22 protein-coding genes and 1 riboswitch are annotated in these 19,492 nt (G+C 62.1%); of the genes, 4 read left to right on the top strand and 18 right to left on the bottom strand.

Translation table 11 applies throughout. The features are described from left to right. The first annotated feature begins 144 nt into the window (after positions 1-144). Positions 145-627 carry a hypothetical protein gene (locus tag C1X29_RS22675; protein WP_102718413.1) on the top strand — a complete coding sequence of 161 codons (483 nt, stop codon included), beginning with the start codon at positions 145-147 and terminating at the stop codon, positions 625-627. 146 nt (positions 628-773) lie between these two features. Further along, positions 774-2,045, top strand: coding sequence for an OmpP1/FadL family transporter (locus tag C1X29_RS22680; RefSeq protein WP_102718414.1), 1,272 nt, complete (start codon positions 774-776; stop codon positions 2,043-2,045). Positions 2,046-2,142: 97 nt separating this feature from the next. On the opposite strand, the gene C1X29_RS22685 is transcribed toward C1X29_RS22680, so the two are convergent. The 14 genes from C1X29_RS22685 to cobO are packed head-to-tail and all read right to left on the bottom strand — an operon-like array spanning position 2,143 to position 13,386. Then, on the bottom strand, positions 2,143-2,703 hold the full coding sequence (locus tag C1X29_RS22685; RefSeq protein ID WP_102687988.1) for a glutathione peroxidase: 561 nt from the start codon (positions 2,701-2,703) through the stop codon (positions 2,143-2,145). 55 nt (positions 2,704-2,758) lie between these two features. Further along, the gene (locus C1X29_RS29730) at positions 2,759-2,881 is read right to left on the bottom strand and encodes a hypothetical protein (protein WP_256584388.1); all 123 of its coding nucleotides are present in this window, start codon (positions 2,879-2,881) and stop codon (positions 2,759-2,761) included. Continuing rightward, positions 2,878-4,086 carry an MFS transporter gene (locus C1X29_RS22690; protein ID WP_102718415.1) on the bottom strand — a complete coding sequence of 403 codons (1,209 nt, stop codon included), beginning with the start codon at positions 4,084-4,086 and terminating at the stop codon, positions 2,878-2,880. The genes C1X29_RS29730 and C1X29_RS22690 overlap by 4 nt, the downstream gene beginning before the upstream one ends. 54 nt (positions 4,087-4,140) lie before the next feature. Next, a complete protein-coding gene (locus C1X29_RS22695; RefSeq protein WP_007950413.1) occupies positions 4,141-4,545 on the bottom strand; it encodes a MarR family winged helix-turn-helix transcriptional regulator in 405 nt (134 codons plus the stop codon). Between the two features lie 56 nt (positions 4,546-4,601). Next, a complete protein-coding gene (locus C1X29_RS22700; protein ID WP_102718416.1) occupies positions 4,602-5,333 on the bottom strand; it encodes an adenosylcobinamide-GDP ribazoletransferase in 732 nt (243 codons plus the stop codon). A 1-nt stretch (position 5,334) separates the two neighbouring features. Next, positions 5,335-5,910: an alpha-ribazole phosphatase family protein gene (gene cobC, locus C1X29_RS22705; RefSeq protein WP_102687984.1), complete on the bottom strand. Its 576-nt coding sequence runs from the start codon at positions 5,908-5,910 to the stop codon at positions 5,335-5,337. Continuing rightward, the gene (gene cobT / locus C1X29_RS22710) at positions 5,907-6,962 is read right to left on the bottom strand and encodes a nicotinate-nucleotide--dimethylbenzimidazole phosphoribosyltransferase (protein WP_102718417.1); all 1,056 of its coding nucleotides are present in this window, start codon (positions 6,960-6,962) and stop codon (positions 5,907-5,909) included. Before cobT ends, cobC begins: the two co-directional genes overlap by 4 nt. After that, positions 6,959-7,480, bottom strand: coding sequence for a bifunctional adenosylcobinamide kinase/adenosylcobinamide-phosphate guanylyltransferase (cobU, locus tag C1X29_RS22715; protein WP_102718418.1), 522 nt, complete (start codon positions 7,478-7,480; stop codon positions 6,959-6,961). The genes cobT and cobU overlap by 4 nt, the downstream gene beginning before the upstream one ends. Beyond that, a complete protein-coding gene (locus C1X29_RS22720) occupies positions 7,468-8,934 on the bottom strand; it encodes a cobyric acid synthase (protein ID WP_102718419.1) in 1,467 nt (488 codons plus the stop codon). The genes cobU and C1X29_RS22720 overlap by 13 nt, the downstream gene beginning before the upstream one ends. After that, positions 8,931-9,938: a threonine-phosphate decarboxylase CobD gene (gene cobD / locus C1X29_RS22725; protein WP_102718420.1), complete on the bottom strand. Its 1,008-nt coding sequence runs from the start codon at positions 9,936-9,938 to the stop codon at positions 8,931-8,933. The genes C1X29_RS22720 and cobD overlap by 4 nt, the downstream gene beginning before the upstream one ends. Continuing rightward, entirely contained in the window at positions 9,931-10,839 is a 909-nt protein-coding gene (cbiB, locus tag C1X29_RS22730; RefSeq protein WP_102687980.1) for an adenosylcobinamide-phosphate synthase CbiB, read from the bottom strand. The genes cobD and cbiB overlap by 8 nt, the downstream gene beginning before the upstream one ends. Further along, positions 10,836-11,486 carry a 5,6-dimethylbenzimidazole synthase gene (gene bluB / locus C1X29_RS22735; RefSeq protein WP_085747066.1) on the bottom strand — a complete coding sequence of 217 codons (651 nt, stop codon included), beginning with the start codon at positions 11,484-11,486 and terminating at the stop codon, positions 10,836-10,838. The genes cbiB and bluB overlap by 4 nt, the downstream gene beginning before the upstream one ends. After that, the gene (locus C1X29_RS22740; RefSeq protein ID WP_102718421.1) at positions 11,483-12,778 is read right to left on the bottom strand and encodes a cobyrinate a,c-diamide synthase; all 1,296 of its coding nucleotides are present in this window, start codon (positions 12,776-12,778) and stop codon (positions 11,483-11,485) included. Before C1X29_RS22740 ends, bluB begins: the two co-directional genes overlap by 4 nt. After that, positions 12,775-13,386, bottom strand: a complete 612-nt coding sequence (gene cobO / locus C1X29_RS22745) for a cob(I)yrinic acid a,c-diamide adenosyltransferase (protein WP_064378669.1) — start codon at positions 13,384-13,386, stop codon at positions 12,775-12,777. Before cobO ends, C1X29_RS22740 begins: the two co-directional genes overlap by 4 nt. Positions 13,387-13,466: 80 nt before the next feature. Further along, a riboswitch (cobalamin riboswitch) is annotated at positions 13,467-13,693 on the bottom strand. A 166-nt stretch (positions 13,694-13,859) separates the two neighbouring features. On the opposite strand from cobO, the gene C1X29_RS22750 reads away from it, so the two are divergent. Both C1X29_RS22750 and C1X29_RS22755 read left to right on the top strand, forming a co-directional pair. Continuing rightward, complete coding sequence (locus C1X29_RS22750) at positions 13,860-14,444, top strand: hypothetical protein (RefSeq protein ID WP_039769816.1); 585 nt, start codon at positions 13,860-13,862, stop codon at positions 14,442-14,444. A 65-nt stretch (positions 14,445-14,509) separates the two neighbouring features. Beyond that, positions 14,510-15,823, top strand: coding sequence for a sorbosone dehydrogenase family protein (locus C1X29_RS22755; protein ID WP_102718422.1), 1,314 nt, complete (start codon positions 14,510-14,512; stop codon positions 15,821-15,823). Positions 15,824-15,887: 64 nt separating this feature from the next. Here C1X29_RS22755 and C1X29_RS22760 read toward each other — a convergent pair whose 3' ends face one another. The 4 genes from C1X29_RS22760 to C1X29_RS22775 all read right to left on the bottom strand — a co-directional run bounded on the left by C1X29_RS22760 (position 15,888) and on the right by C1X29_RS22775 (position 19,467). Continuing rightward, positions 15,888-16,424: a C40 family peptidase gene (locus tag C1X29_RS22760; RefSeq protein ID WP_102718423.1), complete on the bottom strand. Its 537-nt coding sequence runs from the start codon at positions 16,422-16,424 to the stop codon at positions 15,888-15,890. A 219-nt stretch (positions 16,425-16,643) separates the two neighbouring features. Then, positions 16,644-17,264 (bottom strand): C40 family peptidase, encoded by a 621-nt coding sequence (locus C1X29_RS22765; RefSeq protein WP_007950397.1) that lies wholly within the window; start codon positions 17,262-17,264, stop codon positions 16,644-16,646. A 214-nt stretch (positions 17,265-17,478) separates the two neighbouring features. Continuing rightward, positions 17,479-18,183 carry a DnaA regulatory inactivator Hda gene (hda, locus tag C1X29_RS22770; RefSeq protein WP_007950396.1) on the bottom strand — a complete coding sequence of 235 codons (705 nt, stop codon included), beginning with the start codon at positions 18,181-18,183 and terminating at the stop codon, positions 17,479-17,481. Positions 18,184-18,393: 210 nt separating this feature from the next. Next, on the bottom strand, positions 18,394-19,467 hold the full coding sequence (locus C1X29_RS22775; RefSeq protein ID WP_007950395.1) for an AI-2E family transporter: 1,074 nt from the start codon (positions 19,465-19,467) through the stop codon (positions 18,394-18,396). Positions 19,468-19,492 lie beyond the last annotated feature (25 nt).

The following is a 19,492-nucleotide window of genomic DNA, read 5'->3' on the forward strand; positions in this document are numbered from 1 at the left end:
TTTAAAAACAGGCCTTTACGTCGCGAATATGACACTACACTTCAACTCAAGCGGCGTGATCCGCTTCCGGCGAGCCTGAGTCGATCCACAGCTGCCAAGCTCCCCTTCAGGTCTCGCCGCCCGATAACAAGATCCGAGGGTTTTATGGGTATCGCTGCCAGCGAACTGTGCCGCTACGTGATCCGTCCTACGCTGATCTACCTGGGACGCCACTGCGCAACTGCCGAATCCCTTCTGCTGGGCATTGCCGCCAGCCAGTCCGCCCTCGGTTCCGCCCTGCATGACCGCCGTGGCCACGGCCTGTACCGGATTGCCGAACATCGTCACCAGGCCCTCTGGGACCATTACCTGGCGCTGGACCCGGAACGCGCCAGCCTGGTTCGCGGCCTCGCCAGCCAACATGCATTTCTCAGCGGGCCGCACCTCGAACTGACGGTCAACCTGCGTTACGCCACGGCCATTGCATGGCTTCTGGTGGAAGAACAAAACCCCATCCTCCCCGAGCCGGACGATCTGCTGGGCATGGCGCGCATCTGGCGTCAGACTTTCCAGCCTCAAGGTCGTCTGCGCGATTTCACCTGCGCCTGGCAAACCTGTGTTTCACCGCTGAATCAGGTCGCTTACTGACCCGCCGGTTTCACAACATCGCCCAACGGGTCGCGAATCTGGTCGGATTGTCCTACAAAACCGCTCTAACTCAAGGCATACGGACTATAGCGCTGGGACGAAAATGTTGGTAATTTTCGCCCCGGTGATCACCAGGAGTTCTAATAATGAAAAAAGTCATGCTCAAAACCACCCTTAGCCTTGCCGTAACCGTGGCATCCACCCAGATCTTCGCAGCTGGCTTTGCCATCAACGAACACAGCATCAGCGGGATGGGGACTGGGTACGCCGGGCGATCTTCTTCTGCCGACGACGCAAGCACTGTTTACGGCAACCCTGCCGGCATGTCGCGCATCACGCGCGAACAAGTCACTGGCGGTGTTGCATTCCTCGACGCAAAAACCGATATCAGCGACGCCAGCTCCAGCCCGAACGGCGGCAGCAACAAAGGCGACATGGTGCCCTTCACCTCCGTACCTATGGGCTACTACGTCAAGCCGATCGACGAGCATTGGGCATTCGGTCTGGGTGTGTACGTACCCTTCGGCCTGATCACCGACTATGAAAACGGCTTCGCCGGCCGTTACTTCGGCAGCAAGTCCGAAGTCAAGATCATCACCTTCCAGCCAACCGTCAGCTACAAGTTCAACGATGTCGTGTCGATCGGTTTCGGCCCGACCATCAACCGTATCGACGGCTCGCTGGAATCCAACCTGTCGATCACTCAGGCTGCGCCGGACGGCAAGGTCAAGATCAAGGGTGACGACACCGCACTGGGCTACAACATCGGGGTGCTGGTACAGGCTACCGACAGTACTCGCCTGGGTCTGACCTACCACTCGAAAGTCGACTACAAGCTCGAAGGCAACACCAAGGTCAACTACGGTGTGCTGGGCGCGATCGGCCTGAGCCCGAACCAGAAGTATGATGCTTCGCTGAAGATCACCACGCCTGAATCCGTGGACCTCTCGGTCACTCAGGCGATCAACGATCGCTGGAACGTCTACGCCGGTACCACCTGGACTCGCTGGAGCCAGCTGGAAAAGATCACCGTCAAGAACTCCGGCGTTCAGCCGCTGCTGGCTGGCCAGTTCGGCGAGATCACCGAAGAACAGAACTGGCATGACACCTGGGCTTACGCCATCGGTACGTCCTACCAGCTGAACAAGGAATGGGTACTGCGTACCGGTCTGACCTTCGACGAGTCGCCGACCAACAACGTCGACCGTTCGCCACGCATCCCGACCGGCGACCGGACTATCTTCAGCATCGGTGCCGGCTGGAGCCCGACCGAAGACCTGACCATCGACGTTGCCTACTCGTACCTGAAGGAAGAGAAGGTCAACATCCGCAACGAAAACGATCGCGGCCAGACCTACAACTCCCAGTATGAAAACTCGGCAAATGGCTTCGGTGTCGGCGCAACCTACCGCTTCTGATGCTGTACGGCGAGGCTGAGCTCCTTACCATTTGAGGCCTCGCCCATTAAAAAGCCCCGCTCTCTTCACAGAGGCGGGGCTTTTTGATGGGCGTCGATCAGGGTTTCAGCGGCTGGGAGGCAATGGCTTTCTCGATGGCTGCGAGAAATTCCGGATCATCCGGTTTGGTCAGGCTGGAGAAATTGGCGATCACCTTGCCCTGGCGGTCGATGACGTATTTGTAGAAATTCCACTTCGGTGCGCTGCTCTGTTTAGCCAGCACCTGGAACAGGTGAGTCGCATCGTCACCCCGGACCTTCTGTGGCTCGGTCATGGTAAACGTCACGCCGTAGTTGGCGTAGCAGACCTTGGCGGTCTCGGCGCTGTCCTTGGACTCCTGCTTGAAGTCATTGGAGGGCACGCCGAGCATTTCCAGGCCTTGGGCCTTGTAGCGCTGATTGAGCGCTTCCAGGCCCTCGAACTGCGGCGCGAAACCACAGAAGCTGGCCGTGTTGATCACCACCAGCGGTTTGTCGGCGTAGCGCTGACACAGGTCGATGGATTCCTTGGCCCGCAACTTGGGCAACGAACCTCGCAACAGATCCGGACAGTCCGCGGCCTGGGCCAGTCCGGTCAACGCCATCAGCAACGCGGGAACAGCACACCAGCGCTTGAGCATGTCGGGCATCCTTGAGCAATCGTCAGACCTCGACGTTACTCGCCCTCCCGCCGGTCTAGCAAGCACCCATGCCCAACTGCATCAGCGCCAGCCCGCCCTGATGCCAGCCCCACCACACCAGCACCAGCAACGCGGCGCCGAGTGCGGTGACGACGATCTGCGGCCAGAAACGGTTCATGCAGCGCTCGCACGCGGTTGCAGGCGCTCGACCGGACGCTCGCGCACCGGCCAGTTCAGCGCTGCCGCCAACAGGCTCAAAAGAATCGCTACTTGCCAGATCAAGTCATAACTCCCGGTCCGGTCATACACCACCCCGCCCAGCCAGCCACCGAGGAACGACCCCAACTGATGGAACAGGAACACGATACCGCCGAGCATGGACAGGTTTCGCACGCCAAACAAGGTTGCCACCGTACCGTTGGTCAACGGCACCGTCGACAGCCACAGGAAGCCCATGGCCATGCCGAACAGATAGGCCGAGGTCGTCGTCACCGGCAGCCACAGGAACAGCACGATCACCACGGCGCGCAGCAGATAAAGTCCGGTCAGCAGACGCGGTTTAGACATGCGCCCACCGAGCCAACCGGCGGTGTAAGTACCGAAGATGTTGAACAGACCGATCAACGCCAGCACGGTGGTGCCGACACTCACCGGCAGATGCTGATCGACCAGATACGCAGGCAAGTGCACGCCGATGAACACCACCTGAAATCCGCAGACGAAGAAGCCGAACGCAAGCAGCCAGAACCCGGAGTGCGAACACGCCTCGCGCAGGGCTTCGGACAGGGTTTGTTCATGGCCGAGCACCGGCAGCGGCTTGTCCTTGAGCATGCTCACCAGCGGCACGATCAGCGCCACCAGCAAGCCCAGCACCAGCAACGCCGCCGACCAGCCGAGCCAGCCGATCAGCCCGAGGGTACCCGGCAGCATGGCGAACTGGCCGAAAGAACCGGCAGCACTGGCGATGCCCATGCCCATGCTGCGTTTCTCCGGCGGCACAGCGCGGCCGACCACGCCGAGGATGACCGAGAACGAGGTGCCGGACAGACCGATGCCGATCAGCAAGCCGGCGCTCAGGGACAGACCCAACGCCGTTTCCGACAGCCCCATAAACACCAGGCCCAAGGCGTAGAGCACACCGCCGATCAGCACCACTTTTGCCGCGCCGAAGCGGTCGGCCAGTGCGCCGGTGAACGGTTGCGCCAGGCCCCAGATCAGATTCTGCAAGGCGATGGCAAAGGCGAACACTTCACGGCCCCAGCCGAACTGGGCACTCATCGGCGACAGAAACAGCCCGAAACCGTGCCGCACGCCCAACGACAACGCCAGAATCAGCGCACTCCCCAGCAACACCCAACCGCACGTACGCCACATCGAACTCATTGTTATTCTCCAGTCGCGGGTATATACCCGCTTAGATTCGGAAAAAACCGGCCCTCAGGCCAGTTCATCCAACAGCCGCAGCAAGGTTTCACGCTTCTCGGCACCCAGTCGGTCGATCAACCGCTGTTGCGCCGCTTCCCAGGCCGGCAAAGCTGCTGCCAGGCGTTGTGCACCGGTTTCGGTGAGCCGGACGATGCGGTTGCGCATGTCCTCGCCCTCGGCCAGCGCCACCAGCCCCTCGCCTTCCAGCACCCGCAGATTGCGCCCGAGGGTGCTGCGATCAAGGCCCATCGCCTCGGCCAGTTCGGAAATGCTCGGCTGATCCAGACGCTGCAGGTTGCACAGCAAAGAATACTGGGCAACGTTGATCCCGAAGCCGTCGAGAGCGCCGTCGTAATGCCTGCTGACGCCACGCGCGGCGCGTCGCAGGTTGGTGCACAAACACTGAGAAGGAAGCATGATGCGTGTATATACCCGCGACTGTGTTAAATCAAGTTACAGATCAAAGTTACTTATCAAAACAAGGCCAGCCCGACCAGCACTGACATCTCCAGCAATTCCAGCAACGCACCGGCCGTATCACCGGTGGTTCCGCCCAGTCGCCGCACCATCAAATGCCGCAGCCAGATGAACACGACGACCGCCAGCAGCAACGCCACGACAGCATTGAACCCGGCGATCACCACGCACGCTGCCGCACTCACCGCCAGCACCTGCCAACCCTTCTTGCGTGGCAGATGATCGGCCAGCGCCTGCCCCAATCCACCGGCCCGCACATAAGTCGTGGTGAGGAACAGTCCGAGCAGCGCCGCACGCCCGATCAGCGGCACGATGATCAACGCCATGCCCTGCTGTTGTTCGATCAAGGCCAGCAACGCGGCGAACTTGAGCAGCAACACCAGCACCAGCGTCACCACCGCGATCGGCCCGCTGCGCGGATCCTTCATGATCGTCAGCGTGCGCTCGCGATCACCGAAACCGCCGAGCCACGCGTCAGCGCTGTCCGCCAGCCCATCGAGGTGCAGCGCGCCACTGAGCAGCACCCACACCGTCAGCAACAGCGCCGCGTGCAGCAACAATGGCGCGCCGGCCAATGCGATATTCAGCGCCCAGAGAATCACGCCGAACAGCAAGCCCACCAGCGGATAAAACAGCAACGAGCGCCCGAGCTGTTCAGGCGCCGGCATGCCCGGCAGACGAATCGGCAGGCTGCTGAGAAATTGCAGGGCGATCCACAGGGGCAACATGTCAGAGCACTTCCCTGAGCGAACCGTCGGCCTCGACGATCAGCGAAAACAGCGCGCCGTGAGCGACTTCGACATTCAGCAGTTGTTCACGGGGCAAGCCACGGGCCTGCGCCAGCAACAGACGCATGACGCCGCCATGACTGACCAGCAACACCCGCTCACCCGCGTGCGCCGCGTGCAGTCGCATCACCGCCGCCAGCACCCGCGCCGAAAAGTCGCTGACCGGCTCACCCTGCGGCGGGGTAAACGCATAGGGATCTGCCCAGAACAAGCCCAGGCCCTCGGCATCGGTTTCCATCAACGCCGCCGCGCTCTGCCCTTCCCAGGCACCGAAATGCAGTTCTTGCAGATTCTTGTCCAGTGACACCGGCAGATCACGTTGCGCGCTCAACTCTTCAGCAAACCGCGCGCAACGCTGCAACGGCGAACTGACCAGCCGATCCCACGGCCCCTGCCCGCTCACCGCCTCGCGCATCTGCGCCCAGCCTTTTTCGGTCAACGCATCGTCGAGGCTGCCGCGCAGGCCGCCGCCGAGTTCGGTTTCACCGTGGCGCAGCAGATCCAGACGCAAGGTCATGCCGGGCGGTCCGCCACGGCGGCTTCGGCGAAGGTCGCCATCTGCCCGTGCAGGTCGCAGGCCAGACGCAGCAACGGCACCGCCAGCGCCGCGCCACTGCCCTCGCCCAGACGCAGACCCAGTTCAAGCAGCGGCTCCGCGCCAAGGGTTTCCAGCACATGGCGATGGCCCGGCTCGGCACCGCGGTGACCGAACAGCAGCCACTCACGGCAAGCCGGATTCAGACGCACCGCCACCAGCGCGGCGACCGTGCAGATAAAACCGTCCACCAAAACCGCCACACCTTCCTGCGCACAGGCCAGATACGCGCCGACCAAAGCCGCAATCTCGAAGCCGCCGAGATTGAACAGGGTCTGCAACGCATCGCCGCGCTGTGCTGCGTGCAGGGCCAGCGCCCGCTCGATCACCTGCGCCTTGTGGCTGACGCCTTCGGCATTCAGCCCGGTGCCAGGACCGGTCAAATGCGCCACCGGGCAATCGAGCAGCGCACAGGCCAGCGCACTGGCGGCAGTGGTGTTGCCGATGCCCATTTCGCCGCCGATGAACAATTGCGCACCCGCCGCCTTCGCGCGCAGCACGCTGTCACGGCCGCCCTGCAAGGCGAGTTCACCCTGGGCCCGAGTCATCGCCGCGCCCTTGGCGAAATTCGCTGTGCCCGGGCCGATGTTCAGGTGACGCACGCCCGACAAGTTCAACGACGGGTTCACAGTGCCCAGATCCACTACTTCCAGCTGCGCGCCGAGTTGCCGCGCCAGCACGCTGATCGCCGCGCCGCCGCTGACGAAATTCAGCAGCATCTGCCCGGTGACCTCCTGCGGAAATGCGGAAACCCCTTCGGCGACAACACCGTGGTCACCGGCAAAAATCGAAATCCAGACCTGATCGAGTGTCGGTTTGACCTGGCCCTGCAATCCGGCCAGTTGCACCGCCACCGATTCAAGCTGACCGAGCGAGCCGGCGGGTTTGGTCAATTGCTGCTGACGCGCCGCCGCGTTTTCGACGGCGTCCGTATCCACCGATTTGCACGGGTTCAGCCACCAGGCTTGGGTCATAACGCAGGTCCTTTCAGAGTCAGAGGCAGGCCGGCGACCGTCAGGACGACTCGCTGACAACGCTCGGCCAGAGCTTGATGCAGCCAACCGGCTTCATCGACGTAGCGGCGAGTCAATTCGCCCAGCGGCACGACACCCATTCCGGTCTCGTTGCTGACAAAAATGATTTCACCCGGCAGCGACGCCAGGCATTCGAGCAGGGCTTCGCGTTCGGCGGCGAGGCGTTCGGCGTCGTCGAGCATCAGCAGATTGGTCAGCCACAGCGTCAGGCAATCCACTAGCAGGCAACGTTCGGGGCTGGCGGTTTCGCGCAGGACACGGGCCAGTTCCAGCGGCTCTTCGATCAACGCCCATTCGACAGGACGGCGGGCGCGATGATGGGCGACGCGCTCATTCATCTCCCCGTCCAGTGGCTGACTGGTGGCGATGTAAGTGACGGCCAGTGCGCTGTCAGTGGCGAGTTTTTCGGCCAGGCGACTTTTGCCGGAGCGGGCGCCGCCGAGGATCAACTGGAGCATGGGGAGATTCCACAGAGTTCACGTAACAGCCCGGTATCCAGGTGCTTCTCCACCAGATCCGCCAGCCGCTCGATATCGCGTTCACGCAAGCCGTGGTAATCCACCTCCTGCACATCGTTCAGACCGGCCCAGCGCAACAGCGCGGCACTGGCAGCCGGCGATTCGAACAGGCCATGCAGGTAAGTGCCGAAAATCTGCCCGTCGAAACTTTGCGCGCCGTCGCAACGACCATCGTCCAGATGCACGGCAGCATTTTTCAGCGCAGATCCCGTGGTCACGCCGGCATGAATTTCATAACCGCTGACCTCGGCATCTTCCAGAGCCAGGCGCCCGCGCACATTGCGCAATTGTTTCTCGGCTTCGAGCTGTGTTTCGAACGCCAGCAGCCCCAGACCGGCGCTGGAGCCCGGCGCGCCTTCCAGGCCCAGCGGATCGTGCACCTGCTCGCCGAGCATTTGCAGACCGCCGCAGATCCCCAACAGCTTGCCGCCGTAACGAAGGTGACGGCGGATGGCCGATTCCCAACCATTGGCGCGCAGATACGCCAGGTCACTGCGCACGCTTTTCGAGCCCGGCAGGATGATCAGGTCGGCGGGTGGAATTGTTTGTCCGGGCCCTACGAATTGCAGATCCACCTGTGGATGCAGACGCAGCGGATCGAAATCGGTGTGGTTGCTGATGCGCGGCAGCACCGGAACCACCACTTTCAGGACTTGCTCGGCCTTGTCAGTCTGGCGCTGGTCGATGCCGTCCTCGGCTTCCAGATGCAGGTCCATCACGTACGGCAGCACGCCCACCACCGGTTTGCCGGTGCGCTGTTCCAGCCAGTCGAGGCCCGGTTGCAGCAAGGCGATGTCGCCGCGAAAACGGTTGATGATGAAGCCTTTGACCCGCGCCTGTTCGCTCGGCGACAGCAGTTCCAGCGTGCCCACCAGATGGGCAAACACGCCGCCACGATTGATATCGGCGATCAGCAGCACCGGGCAATCCACCGCTTCGGCGAAGCCCATGTTGGCGATGTCGCCGGCGCGCAGATTGATCTCGGCTGGCGAGCCCGCACCTTCGACCATCACCAGCGGATAGGCGGCGCTCAAGCGCTCGTGGGAAGCGAGCACGGCCTGCATGGCGATGGCTTTGTAGTCGTGATAGGCGACGGCGTTCATGCTGGTGACCGCGCGGCCGTGGATGATGACCTGGGCGCCGGTGTCGCTGTTGGGCTTGAGCAGCACCGGGTTCATGTCGGTGTGCGGTTCGAGAAACGCCGCCTGGGCCTGCACCGCTTGCGCGCGACCGATCTCGCCGCCGTCGGCAGTCACCGCGCTGTTGAGCGCCATGTTCTGCGGCTTGAACGGCACCACGGCAACGCCCTGGCGGGTGGCCCAGCGGCAGAGCGCCGTCACCAGCGTACTTTTGCCGGCGTCGGAGGTGGTGCCCTGCACCATTAATGTGGTCATGCTGGTTTTTCCATGGAGCAATGCTTGGCGAATGCTTGCAGGGCTTGCTCAAGGCGCGCATCGTCGGCGGCATCGGCGGGCAGCCCGAAACGCAGGCTGCTGTTGTGCGCGAACAGGCGCAGAAGAATGCCGCGGCGGGCCATGAATTCGTGCAACGCGGCGGCCTGTTCGGTGATCAGCCACTGAAACAGTGCGCAGCCGCTCTGCGGTTTGAAGCCGTGGCGCTCAAGCAACGCAGCCAGCCGTTCGCTGGCCTCGTCGCTGCGAATCCGCTGACGCGTGTGGCCTTCGGTGTCGCGCAAACAGGCCTGACCCAGCACCCGCGTCGGTCCGCTGACCGCCCAAGGGCCGACCTGTTCGGCCAGCAACCTGAGCAACTTGCGCTCGGCCAGCACGAAGCCCAGCCGCACACCGGCCAGACCGAAAAACTTGCCGAACGAGCGCAGCACGATCAACCCAACCTGATGCGCATGCGGGGCGAGACTCAGCTGCGGCGTGTTGTCCATGAACGCTTCGTCGACCACCAGCCAGCCGCCGCGCTGGGCCAGCCGTGCGTGCCAGTCGAGCAGACGTGCCGGGGTCAGATTCAGACCTGTTGGATTGTTCGGATTGACCACCACCAACACGTCGAGGCTGTCGAGAAAGAAGTCGACTTCCTGCTCCAGCACCTCGCGCACGATATAGCCGCTGCGCCGCCAGGCTTCGGCATGCTCGGCATAACACGGTGAGAGCACGCCGACCTTACCGGCGCGACGCAATCGCGGCAGCAGTTGAATGGCCATCTGCGAACCGGCCACCGGCAGCACCTGGCTGGCACCGTAATAATCGCAGGCGGCCTGCTCCAGACCGTCATCGTTTTCCGGCAGGCGCGCCCACGCCCGCAGCGGAATCTCCGGGACCGGAAACGGCCATGGCGCCAGACCCGTGGACAGGTCGAGCCAGTCTTCTTCCGCGATGCCGTATTCGAGCGCCGCCCTGCGCAACCGGCCACCGTGCTCAAGCATAGAATTCAGCCCCCACGCAGAGAATCAGCAGCCATAACCATACCCCGCGCTGGACCAATTGCCAGCCGCGATCAATGGAATCGGCATCCGCCGGCACGCCCTCGCCCAGTTGCGGACGCTCGTGCAGCTCGCCGTGGTAAATCGCCGGGCCACCCAGCTCGACGCCCAAGGCACCCGCCCCGGCGGCCATCACCGGGCCGGCGTTCGGGCTGTCCCATTTCGGCGCCTGGGTGCGCCAGCATTTCAACGCCAGTCGGGTCTTGCCCAGCAAGGCGTAGGTCAACGCCACCAGCCGTGCAGGAATGTAGTTGAGGACGTCGTCGATTTTTGCCGCTGCCCAGCCGAAACGCTCGAAGCGCTCGTTGCGATAGCCCCACATCGCGTCGAGCGTATTGCTCAGACGATAGAGCACCACGCCCGGCGCACCGGCCACGGCAAACCAGAACAGCGCGGCGAACACCGCATCGCTGCCGTTCTCCAGCACCGATTCAGTGGCGGCGCGGGCGACGGCGGTGCTGTCCAGCTCATCGGTCTGACGGCTGACCAGATAACCCACACGCTTGCGCGCCTCCTCCAGATCATCGGCGCGCAAAGCCTTGGCCACCGGCTCGACGTGCTCACCCAGGCTGCGCATGCCGAGGGCGCAATACAGCGCAAGAATCTCGACGACCCAGCCCACATACGGCGCCCAGGAAAACGCCGTGACCAGCAGGGTCAGCGGCAGCACCGCGATCACCCACGCGGTGACACCATGGCTGCGCCAGCCACGACCAGCGCTATTGAAACGTTGCTCGATGCGCCCGGCGAAATTGCCGAACGCCACCAGCGGATGCCAGCGTTTCGGTTCACCCAGCAGCGCATCCAGCGCAACCGCGGCGACACTCAACAACGCCACACTCATTGACTCACTCCCCAAAAATTTTCATACAGCAGCTCATTGAGCGGACGCGCCTGCGCCCACCCTTCGAGTACCAGCATCGGCGCCGGATAGAATTCCTTGACCGGCCCCAGGCAAAGCACCGCCAGCGGCTTGGCCCCGGCCGGCAGTTTCAGCAGATCGGCCAGCGCCTGTGGCTCGAACAGCGACACCCAGCCCATGCCCAGGCCTTCGGCACGCGCGGCGAGCCAGAGATTCTGGATTGCGCAGGACAACGACGCCATGTCCATTTCCGGCAGCGTGCGACGACCGAAAATATGCCGCTCGCGATCGTCCATCAACGCCGCGACCAACACTTCGGCGCAGTCGTTGATGCCTTCGACCTTGAGCTTCATGAATTCGTCACTGCGCTCGCCGAGGGCTTCGGCGGTGCGCACGCGCTCCTCTTCAACAAGGTTCTGGATCTGGCCCCGTAGCGCGCGGTCGCTGATACGGATGAAGCGCCACGGCTGCATCAGGCCGACACTCGGCGCCTGATGCGCGGCTTCAAGCAAACGGCGCAACAGTTCAGGCTCGACCGTGCCGCCGCTGAAGTGGCGCATGTCGCGGCGTTCGGCGATGGCGCGGTAGACCGCTTCGCGCTCGGCGTCAGTGAAGGCGTTGTCGGTCATGGCACCAACAGTGCGGCAATCGCCGACGGATTCGACGGGAAGTAAAAATGCACGTACGACGCGGTCATCCGGCCTTGCCGATACACCGCTTCGGCACCGCGCCCGCCGTTGGGGCTGTGGCCACGGGCAATCGGGGTCAGTTCGGTGGTGGTCAGGGAATGGTGATAGGTGTGGCCGCGCAGCATGCCTTCCGGCAGGTCGACCTCTTGCAGCGCCAGTGCGGCGAGGCGCTTTTGCATCACGGCGTCGCCACTCAACAAGCCGACCAAATCAGCGCGGGTGCCTTCGACATCGGTCAGCGAGTCGAGCAGGTACAGCATGCCGCCACATTCGGCGAGCAGCGGTTTGCCGGCCGCATGATGCGCGCGGATCGCTTTGAGCATGTCGGCGTTCTGCGACAAGGCAACGTGGTGCAATTCCGGATAACCGCCTGGCAGATACAGACTGTCGGCGTCGGGCAATTGCGTATCGCGGATCGGCGAGAAGAAACTCAACTCGGCGCCCATCGCCCGCAACAGATCGAGACTGGCGCCGTAGGTAAAAGCGAAGGCTTCGTCGCGGGCGACGGCAATTCGTACGCCTTCTAGTAGTTTTTCTGTCTCAACGATTGCTGGCGCGGCGAACTCCACGGCGGGTGGCAGCGCTACCTCGCAAGTGCCGGCCAATGCTTCGGCGGCGGCGTCGAGGCGCAGGTCGAGGTCATTGAGTTCGCTGGCCTGCACCAGACCGAGATGGCGGCTTGGCAATTCGATCCCGGTTTCCCGGGACAATGCGCCGTACCAGCGCAGGCCTTCGGTGAGGCTGCCTTCGAGCAATTGCGCATGACGCACGGTGCCGACGCGGTTGGCCAGCACGCCAGCAAACGGCAGGTCCGGCTGATAGCGCGCCAGACCCAAGGCCAGTGCGCCGAAGGTCTGAGCCATGGCCGTGCCGTCAATCACACCGAGCACCGGCACACCGAAATGCCGCGCCAGATCGGCGCTCGACGGCGTACCGTCAAACAAACCCATCACGCCTTCGATCAGGATCAGATCGGCTTCCGCGGCGGCTTCCCACAACAGGCGACGACTTTCCTGCTCGCCGACCATCCACATGTCCAGTTGATAGACCGGCGCACCGCTGGCGCGCTCAAGGATCATCGGGTCGAGAAAGTCCGGGCCGCATTTGAATACGCGAACCTTGCGCCCCTGATTGCGATGCAGACGGGCCAGCGCGGCGGTGACGGTGGTCTTGCCCTGACCGGAAGCCGGTGCGGCGATCAGTACCGCCGGGCAGTGACGTGGTTGATTCAAAGTTCGACGCCTTTCTGCGCTTTGATGCCGGCCTGGAAGGCGTGCTTGATCATGCCCATTTCGGTGACGGTGTCGCCCATCTCGAGCATTTCCGGCTTGGCAGCGCGGCCGGTGACGATCACGTGCTGCATCGGCGGACGCGCTTGCAGATCGCTGAGTACCTGATCCAGATCGAGGTAACCGTGCTTGAGGGCGATGTTCAGTTCATCGAGCACCACCAGACCGATCGACGGATCACGCAGCAGTTCGCGGGAGACTTCCCACGCAGCCTCAGCGGCGGCGATGTCGCGTTGGCGGTCCTGGGTTTCCCAGGTGAAGCCCTCGCCCATCACATGAAAACGCACTTGCTCGGGGAAGCGGCGGAAGAACAGCTCTTCACCGGTGCTGTTGCGCCCCTTGATGAACTGCACCACGCCGCACTGCATGCCGTGGCCCATGGCGCGGGCGAGCATACCGAACGCCGAGCTGCTTTTGCCTTTGCCGTTGCCGGTCAGCACCAGCACCAGGCCGCATTCGTCTGGCGAATTGGCGATGCGCTCATCGATCACGGCTTTTTTGCGCTGCATGCGCGCCAGGTGGCGCTCGTCGCGTTCGGGGGAATCAGTCATGGGGGAGCTCTCCGTTGAGGCTGGATAACGGCGGGCAGGCACAAGAATAGACGGCAACAAGCCTGGCATCGCCCACCGTGATGCCGCTGGATGGATCAGGCCGGTCTCCGGGCTCATGAGCGGCGTTGGCCTGGCTGCGCGCCTTCCCGCTTTTACGCAGTGGCATCAGACGCAGCTTTTACTCATTTACCGTTGCGGGGGCAGCGCCGGGATCGTGAGGGTTCATCGCTTGAAGACCCGCCTCACCGGCTTCCCTGTTTCACTCTGTCGACATGCGCCACAGAGCACCTGAAACAAGCCGCGAAGGTTAGAGGGTTGGGGGTGGAGCGTCAATTGAAGAGGGGCTTGTGCGGCGAATAACTGCCGTCGATCAATTAACTGACGCCAATCTTGTGCCACACTGCCAGCAGTGATATCAAAGAGCCATGCTTTTTGACTGCAGAGAGCACATCACAATAACAAGGGAGAGCACCATGCAAGGCATGATCATCAGCAATCCGCGGCTGGAATTCCTGCGCCCGGTGCTGGAACGCTGGTTTGACTGTATCGACCGCTACAACGCCGTGCGCGGCGACAATGACACGCCCTACTGGCACGACGAAAAAGCCAACCTCGGCCTGCTGTCGGCCGCTGCGTGGATGGCCGAACTGGTCACTCTGCGCGACACCGCCACCCGCAAACAAAACGAAGAAGGCGAGCGCAATGCCCGCGCCGACCTGTTTATCGCTGGCGCCGAGGATCGCGCCTTCATTCAGGCCACCCAACGCTGGCCGCGCGTCACCAGCCTGAATCTGACGCAGGCCCTGGCGGATATCACCAGCGACGCCAAGCGCATCAGCTACGCCAGCGACCTGAAACTCGGTTGTCTGTTCGTCGCCCCGCAAAAGGCCCAGCACAGCGCCAGCCCGGAAGAGTTGCAGGACATGGTCGACGACCTGCAAAAGGAACACACCTGCGCCGTCGCCTGGTACTTTCCCTACGCCTACCGCAAATTGCGCAGCGAAGCCGGCAACTATCACCCCGGCATTGCCGTGCTGTTCAAGGAAGCCCGCGGCTGAGGGTTGAACCATCGGGCTTGTGCGCTTCTCTATGTTTAGGAATGCATTCATAGGGAAGATCAGCAATGCGCAAGCCCCAGTTCGTTTTCGTCATCATGATCGCCGGAGGGCTCGCCGCCTGTGGTGAATCCTCCAGCCTGCAAGTCTCCGACGGCACCGGTCCGTCACCGAAACTGCCCGAACCGAACAAGACCCTGATCCCGACGGTGAACATCGCCCCGGCCATTGGCTGGCCGGCCGGCGCGAAGCCGACGGCAGCGGCAGGCACTCAGGTGGCGGCTTTCGCCGAAAATCTCGATCATCCGCGCTGGCTCTACGTACTGCCGAACGGCGATGTACTCGTGGCAGAAACCAACGCCCCGCCAAAACCGGACGACAGCAAGGGCATTCGTGGCTGGGTGATGAAAAAAGTCATGGGGCGTGCCGGTGCCGGCGTGCCCAGTCCGAACCGCATCACCCTGCTGCGCGATGCCGATCATGACGGCGTGGCCGAAACCCGCACGGTGTTCCTGCAGAACCTCAACTCACCATTCGGCATGACCCTGGTCGGCAACGATCTGTACGTGGCCGATACCGATCGCCTGCTGCGCTTCAACTACGAGCCCGGCGCGACCGAAATCAAGAGCCAGCCGATCAAGGTCGTGGATCTGCCGGGCGGCACGCTCAACCACCACTGGACCAAGAACGTCATCGCCAGCAAGGACGGCAGCAAGCTGTACGTGACGGTCGGCTCGAACAGCAACGTCGGCGAAAACGGCCTCGATCAGGAAGAAGGCCGCGCGGCGATCTGGGAAGTGGATCGCGCCACCGGCAACCACCGGATTTTCGCTTCGGGCATCCGCAACCCCAACGGCCTGGCCTGGGAGCCGCAAAGCGGTGCGCTGTGGACTGCCGTCAACGAACGCGATGAGATTGGCAGCGATCTGGTGCCGGACTACATCACATCGGTCAAGGACGGTGGTTTCTATGGCTGGCCGTTCAGCTACTACGGCCAGCACGTTGATGTGCGCGTGGAACCCCAGCGGCCGGACATGGTGGCCAAGGCCATCGCTCCCGACTACGCCGTTGGCCCGCACACTGCATCACTGGGCCTGACCTTCGCCGAAGGCAATCGCTTGCCGGCTCAGTTCAAGGAAGGCGCATTCATCGGCCAGCACGGCTCGTGGAACCGCAAGCCGCATAGCGGTTACAAGGTGATCTTTGTGCCGTTTGCCGCCGGCAAGCCGAGCGGAACGCCAGTGGACGTGCTGACAGGTTTCCTCGACAAGGACGAGAACGCTTTGGGTCGCCCGGTCGGCGTAGTGATCGACCAACAAGGTGGATTGCTGGTAGCCGATGACGTGGGTAACAAGGTGTGGCGGGTGTCAGCGACCCGCTAGTGTGTTGCCGGCATAAAAAACCCGTGGGAGCCATTCAGCTCCCACGGGTTTTTATGTATCTGGGTTACGGGTTATGCGCCAGATGCTCTGGCTGCAAAACGCGCTTGGCGCTCAGATAGGCTTTCTGCCAATACGCCTTCGACAGGCTGTCCAGCTTAACCGTGCCGCCGGTGGCCGGCGCATGAACGAAGCGCCCTTCCCCGACGTAGATCCCCGCATGGCTGACCTGTGAGCCGCCATTGGTGGCGAAGAAAATCAGGTCGCCAGTCTGCAGCCCTTCCTTGCCGACATTCGGCGCCTGCATGACGATCATCTCGCGGGTAGAACGCGGCAGGCTGATGCCTGCGGCATCGCGGTAGACAAAGCCGATCAGGCCGCTGCAATCAAACCCGGAGTCCGGTGTATTGCCACCCCAACGATAAGGTGTGCCCACCAGCCCGAGCGCGCGGAACAGCACGTCTTCGGCAGCGGGTGAAAAGGTCTGAGAGGATCCGAACACGATCGGAGCACGAACCACCGGCGCAGGTGGCGGAGTGCGGCTGGCGCAGCCGCTGAGCAGCGCTGCGAAGAACATCAAGGCAAAGCGGGCCGACATCGTCATATGCAGAACATCCTGATCTGGCTGAGGCTTTGACTGCCGATTCGACAGAAAACAAAACCGCCTGCGTTGGGACGCAGGCGGTTTGCCATCAATATAGAACAGGATTCTAGCGGCTACGCGGCAAACTTCAAGTAAGACTTTAACTTCACCTTGTAAAGTTTAAGTCTATTGCCTCGGAAGGGCCGCTTTGTCGCCACGAGCGTGGCGACAATCGAGTGATTACTTGCGAGCGGTAACCACGGTTGGAGCGTTCGCCAAAGCGCGTTTGGCTTCGATGAAGGTCTTGCTCCAGTAGCTGTCGCCCAGGCTGTCGATGCGAACACCGCCGCTGCGACGAGAGCTGGAATGGATGAACTGGTTGTCGCCCAGGTAGATCCCGGCGTGGCTTACACGACCGCGACGACCATTGGTGGCGAAGAACAGCAGGTCGCCCGGCTCGAGGTTGCTGCGCGAAACCAGCGGCGCATCAACGTTGATCATTTCGCGGGTGGAGCGCGGCAGGTTCATGCCGGCTTCTTCGCGGAACAGGTAGCCGATGAAACCGCTGCAATCGAAACCGGCTTCAGAGGTACCGCCGAAACGGTAACGGGTACCGATCAGGGACATGCCGCGTTCGAGGATGCTGTCGGCCAGAACCGGAAGCTGGTAAGGCTTCTTGCCGTTGAAGTCGGCCAGTTCTTTTTCGGTGTCCAGCTCTTCCTGGTAAATAACGGAAGACTGGGCGGTGGCAGAATTTTTAGCCTGTTGTTGCTGCTCTTGATTAACAGGTGAATGAGCAGCGCAACCGAACAACAGGGTGACGAGTGCGAGAGGCACGAGGGGTGCGAAGCGCTTTAGCATGGGCACGACCGTGGCTGATAGTTGTAAAGAAGCCGAGACTATGCCCGCTATCAGCCTCATTTGCAAATTCAATCGATCTTTTTGTGACTTCCCGGTTTCTCGTTAACATCTAAGCGCTTAAGCCTATTTGAATCGAGACGCGGCCTGTGCAACCCACAGGAAAGCGGGTTTTCTGGCGCCTGAAATATGCCGAAACCGGCTGAAAGCCCCGGTTTTACCAGCCCAGGGTTTCTTTCAGGAAGGGAATGGTCAGCTTGCGCTGAGCCTGCAAAGAGGCCTGATCGAGCTGCTCCAGCAGATCGAAAAGCGCGCTCATGCTGCGGGTACCGCGAGTCAAAATAAAATGCCCGACTTCGTCGGTCAGGTGCAGACCGCGACGGGATGCGCGCAATTGCAGGGCACGTAATTTGTCTTCATCGGAGAGAGGACGCATCTGGAAGATCAGCGCCAGGGTCAGGCGTGATTTCAGGTCGGCGAGTTTGATCGGCAGTTCACGCGGTGAAGTGGATGCGGCGATCAGCAGACGCCGACCGCTGTCGCGCAAACGGTTGAACAAATGAAACATCGCCTCTTCCCAGTCCGCCTTGCCGGCAATCACCTGCAAGTCATCCAGACAGACCAGTTCGTACTGTTCGAGGTTGTCGAGAATTTCGATGCCGCGATCCATCAACTCGGCCAGCGGCAGGTACACCGCCGGCTCCCCCATCTGCTCGAAGCGCAGGCACGCGGCCTGCAACAGATGCGTGCGCCCTACCCCGTGCTTGCCCCACAGATAGATCAGGCTTTCGGTCCAGCCGGCGTCGGCTTCGCATAGACGCTCGACATAGCCGAGTGCAGCGGCATTGGCGCCTGGGTAGTAGTTGATGAAGGTGGCGTCGTCACGCAGACGCACACCTAGGGGCAGCTGAATCGGTTTCATGCTGACTGAACAGTTCCCAAGGAACCGTTAGTGGCCTCTGTGTAAAGTGAGCGAAGTTTATACCCGTGAAGCGGAGCGCACAATGCGACAGACCCCAAGCAAAATCAAAGGTTTGCGTTAACGTGCTGGTTTTATGACAGTTTCTTTGGCGCCATGGCCTGCATGAGACGGGCCAACCCGGCAATCCACCAGGCAGCCCGCGCGCCACGATTACAACTCCGGCTCATCCACCCCGCTATAGATGTCGGAATCCTTGTACAGATCGTGAACGTGTCGCACCAGCACCATGATCACCGCCGCCACCGGCAATGCCAGCAGCACACCGGTGAAGCCGAACAGCTCGCCACCGGCCAGAATCGCGAAGATCACCGCCACCGGATGCAGACCGATCCGGTCCCCCACCAGCAACGGCGTCAGCACCATGCCTTCCAGCGCCTGACCGACCATGAACACCGCGACGATTCCGATCATCGGATACAGATCGCCACCGAACTGGAACAACCCGGCAATCAGCGCGGCGCCAATACCGATCACGAACCCCATGTACGGAACGATCGCCGCCAGCCCTGCTATCAGACCGATCAACAGACCCAGTTCCAACCCGACAATCATCAGGCCGGCCGCATAGATCACACCCAAGGCCAGCATCACCAGCAACTGCCCGCGCACGAACGCGCCCAGCACCTCATGGCATTCACCCGCCAGCGCCACCACGCGCTCTTCGCGATCACGGGGCAACAGGCCGCGGATCTTGGCCATCATCACGTCCCAGTCGCGCAGCAGGTAAAAGCTCACCACCGGGATCAGCACCAGATTCGCCAGCCAGCCGATCAGCGCCAGGCTCGAAGCCGTCGCCTGACTCAGCACTACACCGACGATGTCGGTGGTCTGGCCCATGTGTTCGCTGATCGCGGCCTTGACCTTGTCGAACTTCCAGAAGCCGTCCGACAGCCCCAGCTTCGATTGCGCCCACGGCACGGCGGTGTGTTGCAACCAGTCGAGCATTTGCGGCGCCAGCTCATACAGCCGCAGCAATTGCTTGGCGAGCATCGGCACCAGCACCAGCAACAGCGCGGTGACGATCAGGGTGAACAAGGCGAACACCGTGATCACACCCCAGGTGCGGGACAACCCCAGGCGCTCCAGACGATCAACGAGCGGATCGAACAGATACGCGAGCAACAGCGCCACCAGAAACGGCGTGAGGATCGGATGCAGCAACCAGACAAACGCGCAAAGCAGGAGCACCCCACCGAGCCAGAACCAACGCCGCGTATCGGCCATGTAACACTCCATTGCTTATATATAA

Source organism: Pseudomonas sp. GW456-12-10-14-LB2 (assembly GCF_002884345.1).
GTDB classification, from domain to species: Bacteria; Pseudomonadota; Gammaproteobacteria; order Pseudomonadales; family Pseudomonadaceae; genus Aquipseudomonas; species Aquipseudomonas paraglycinae.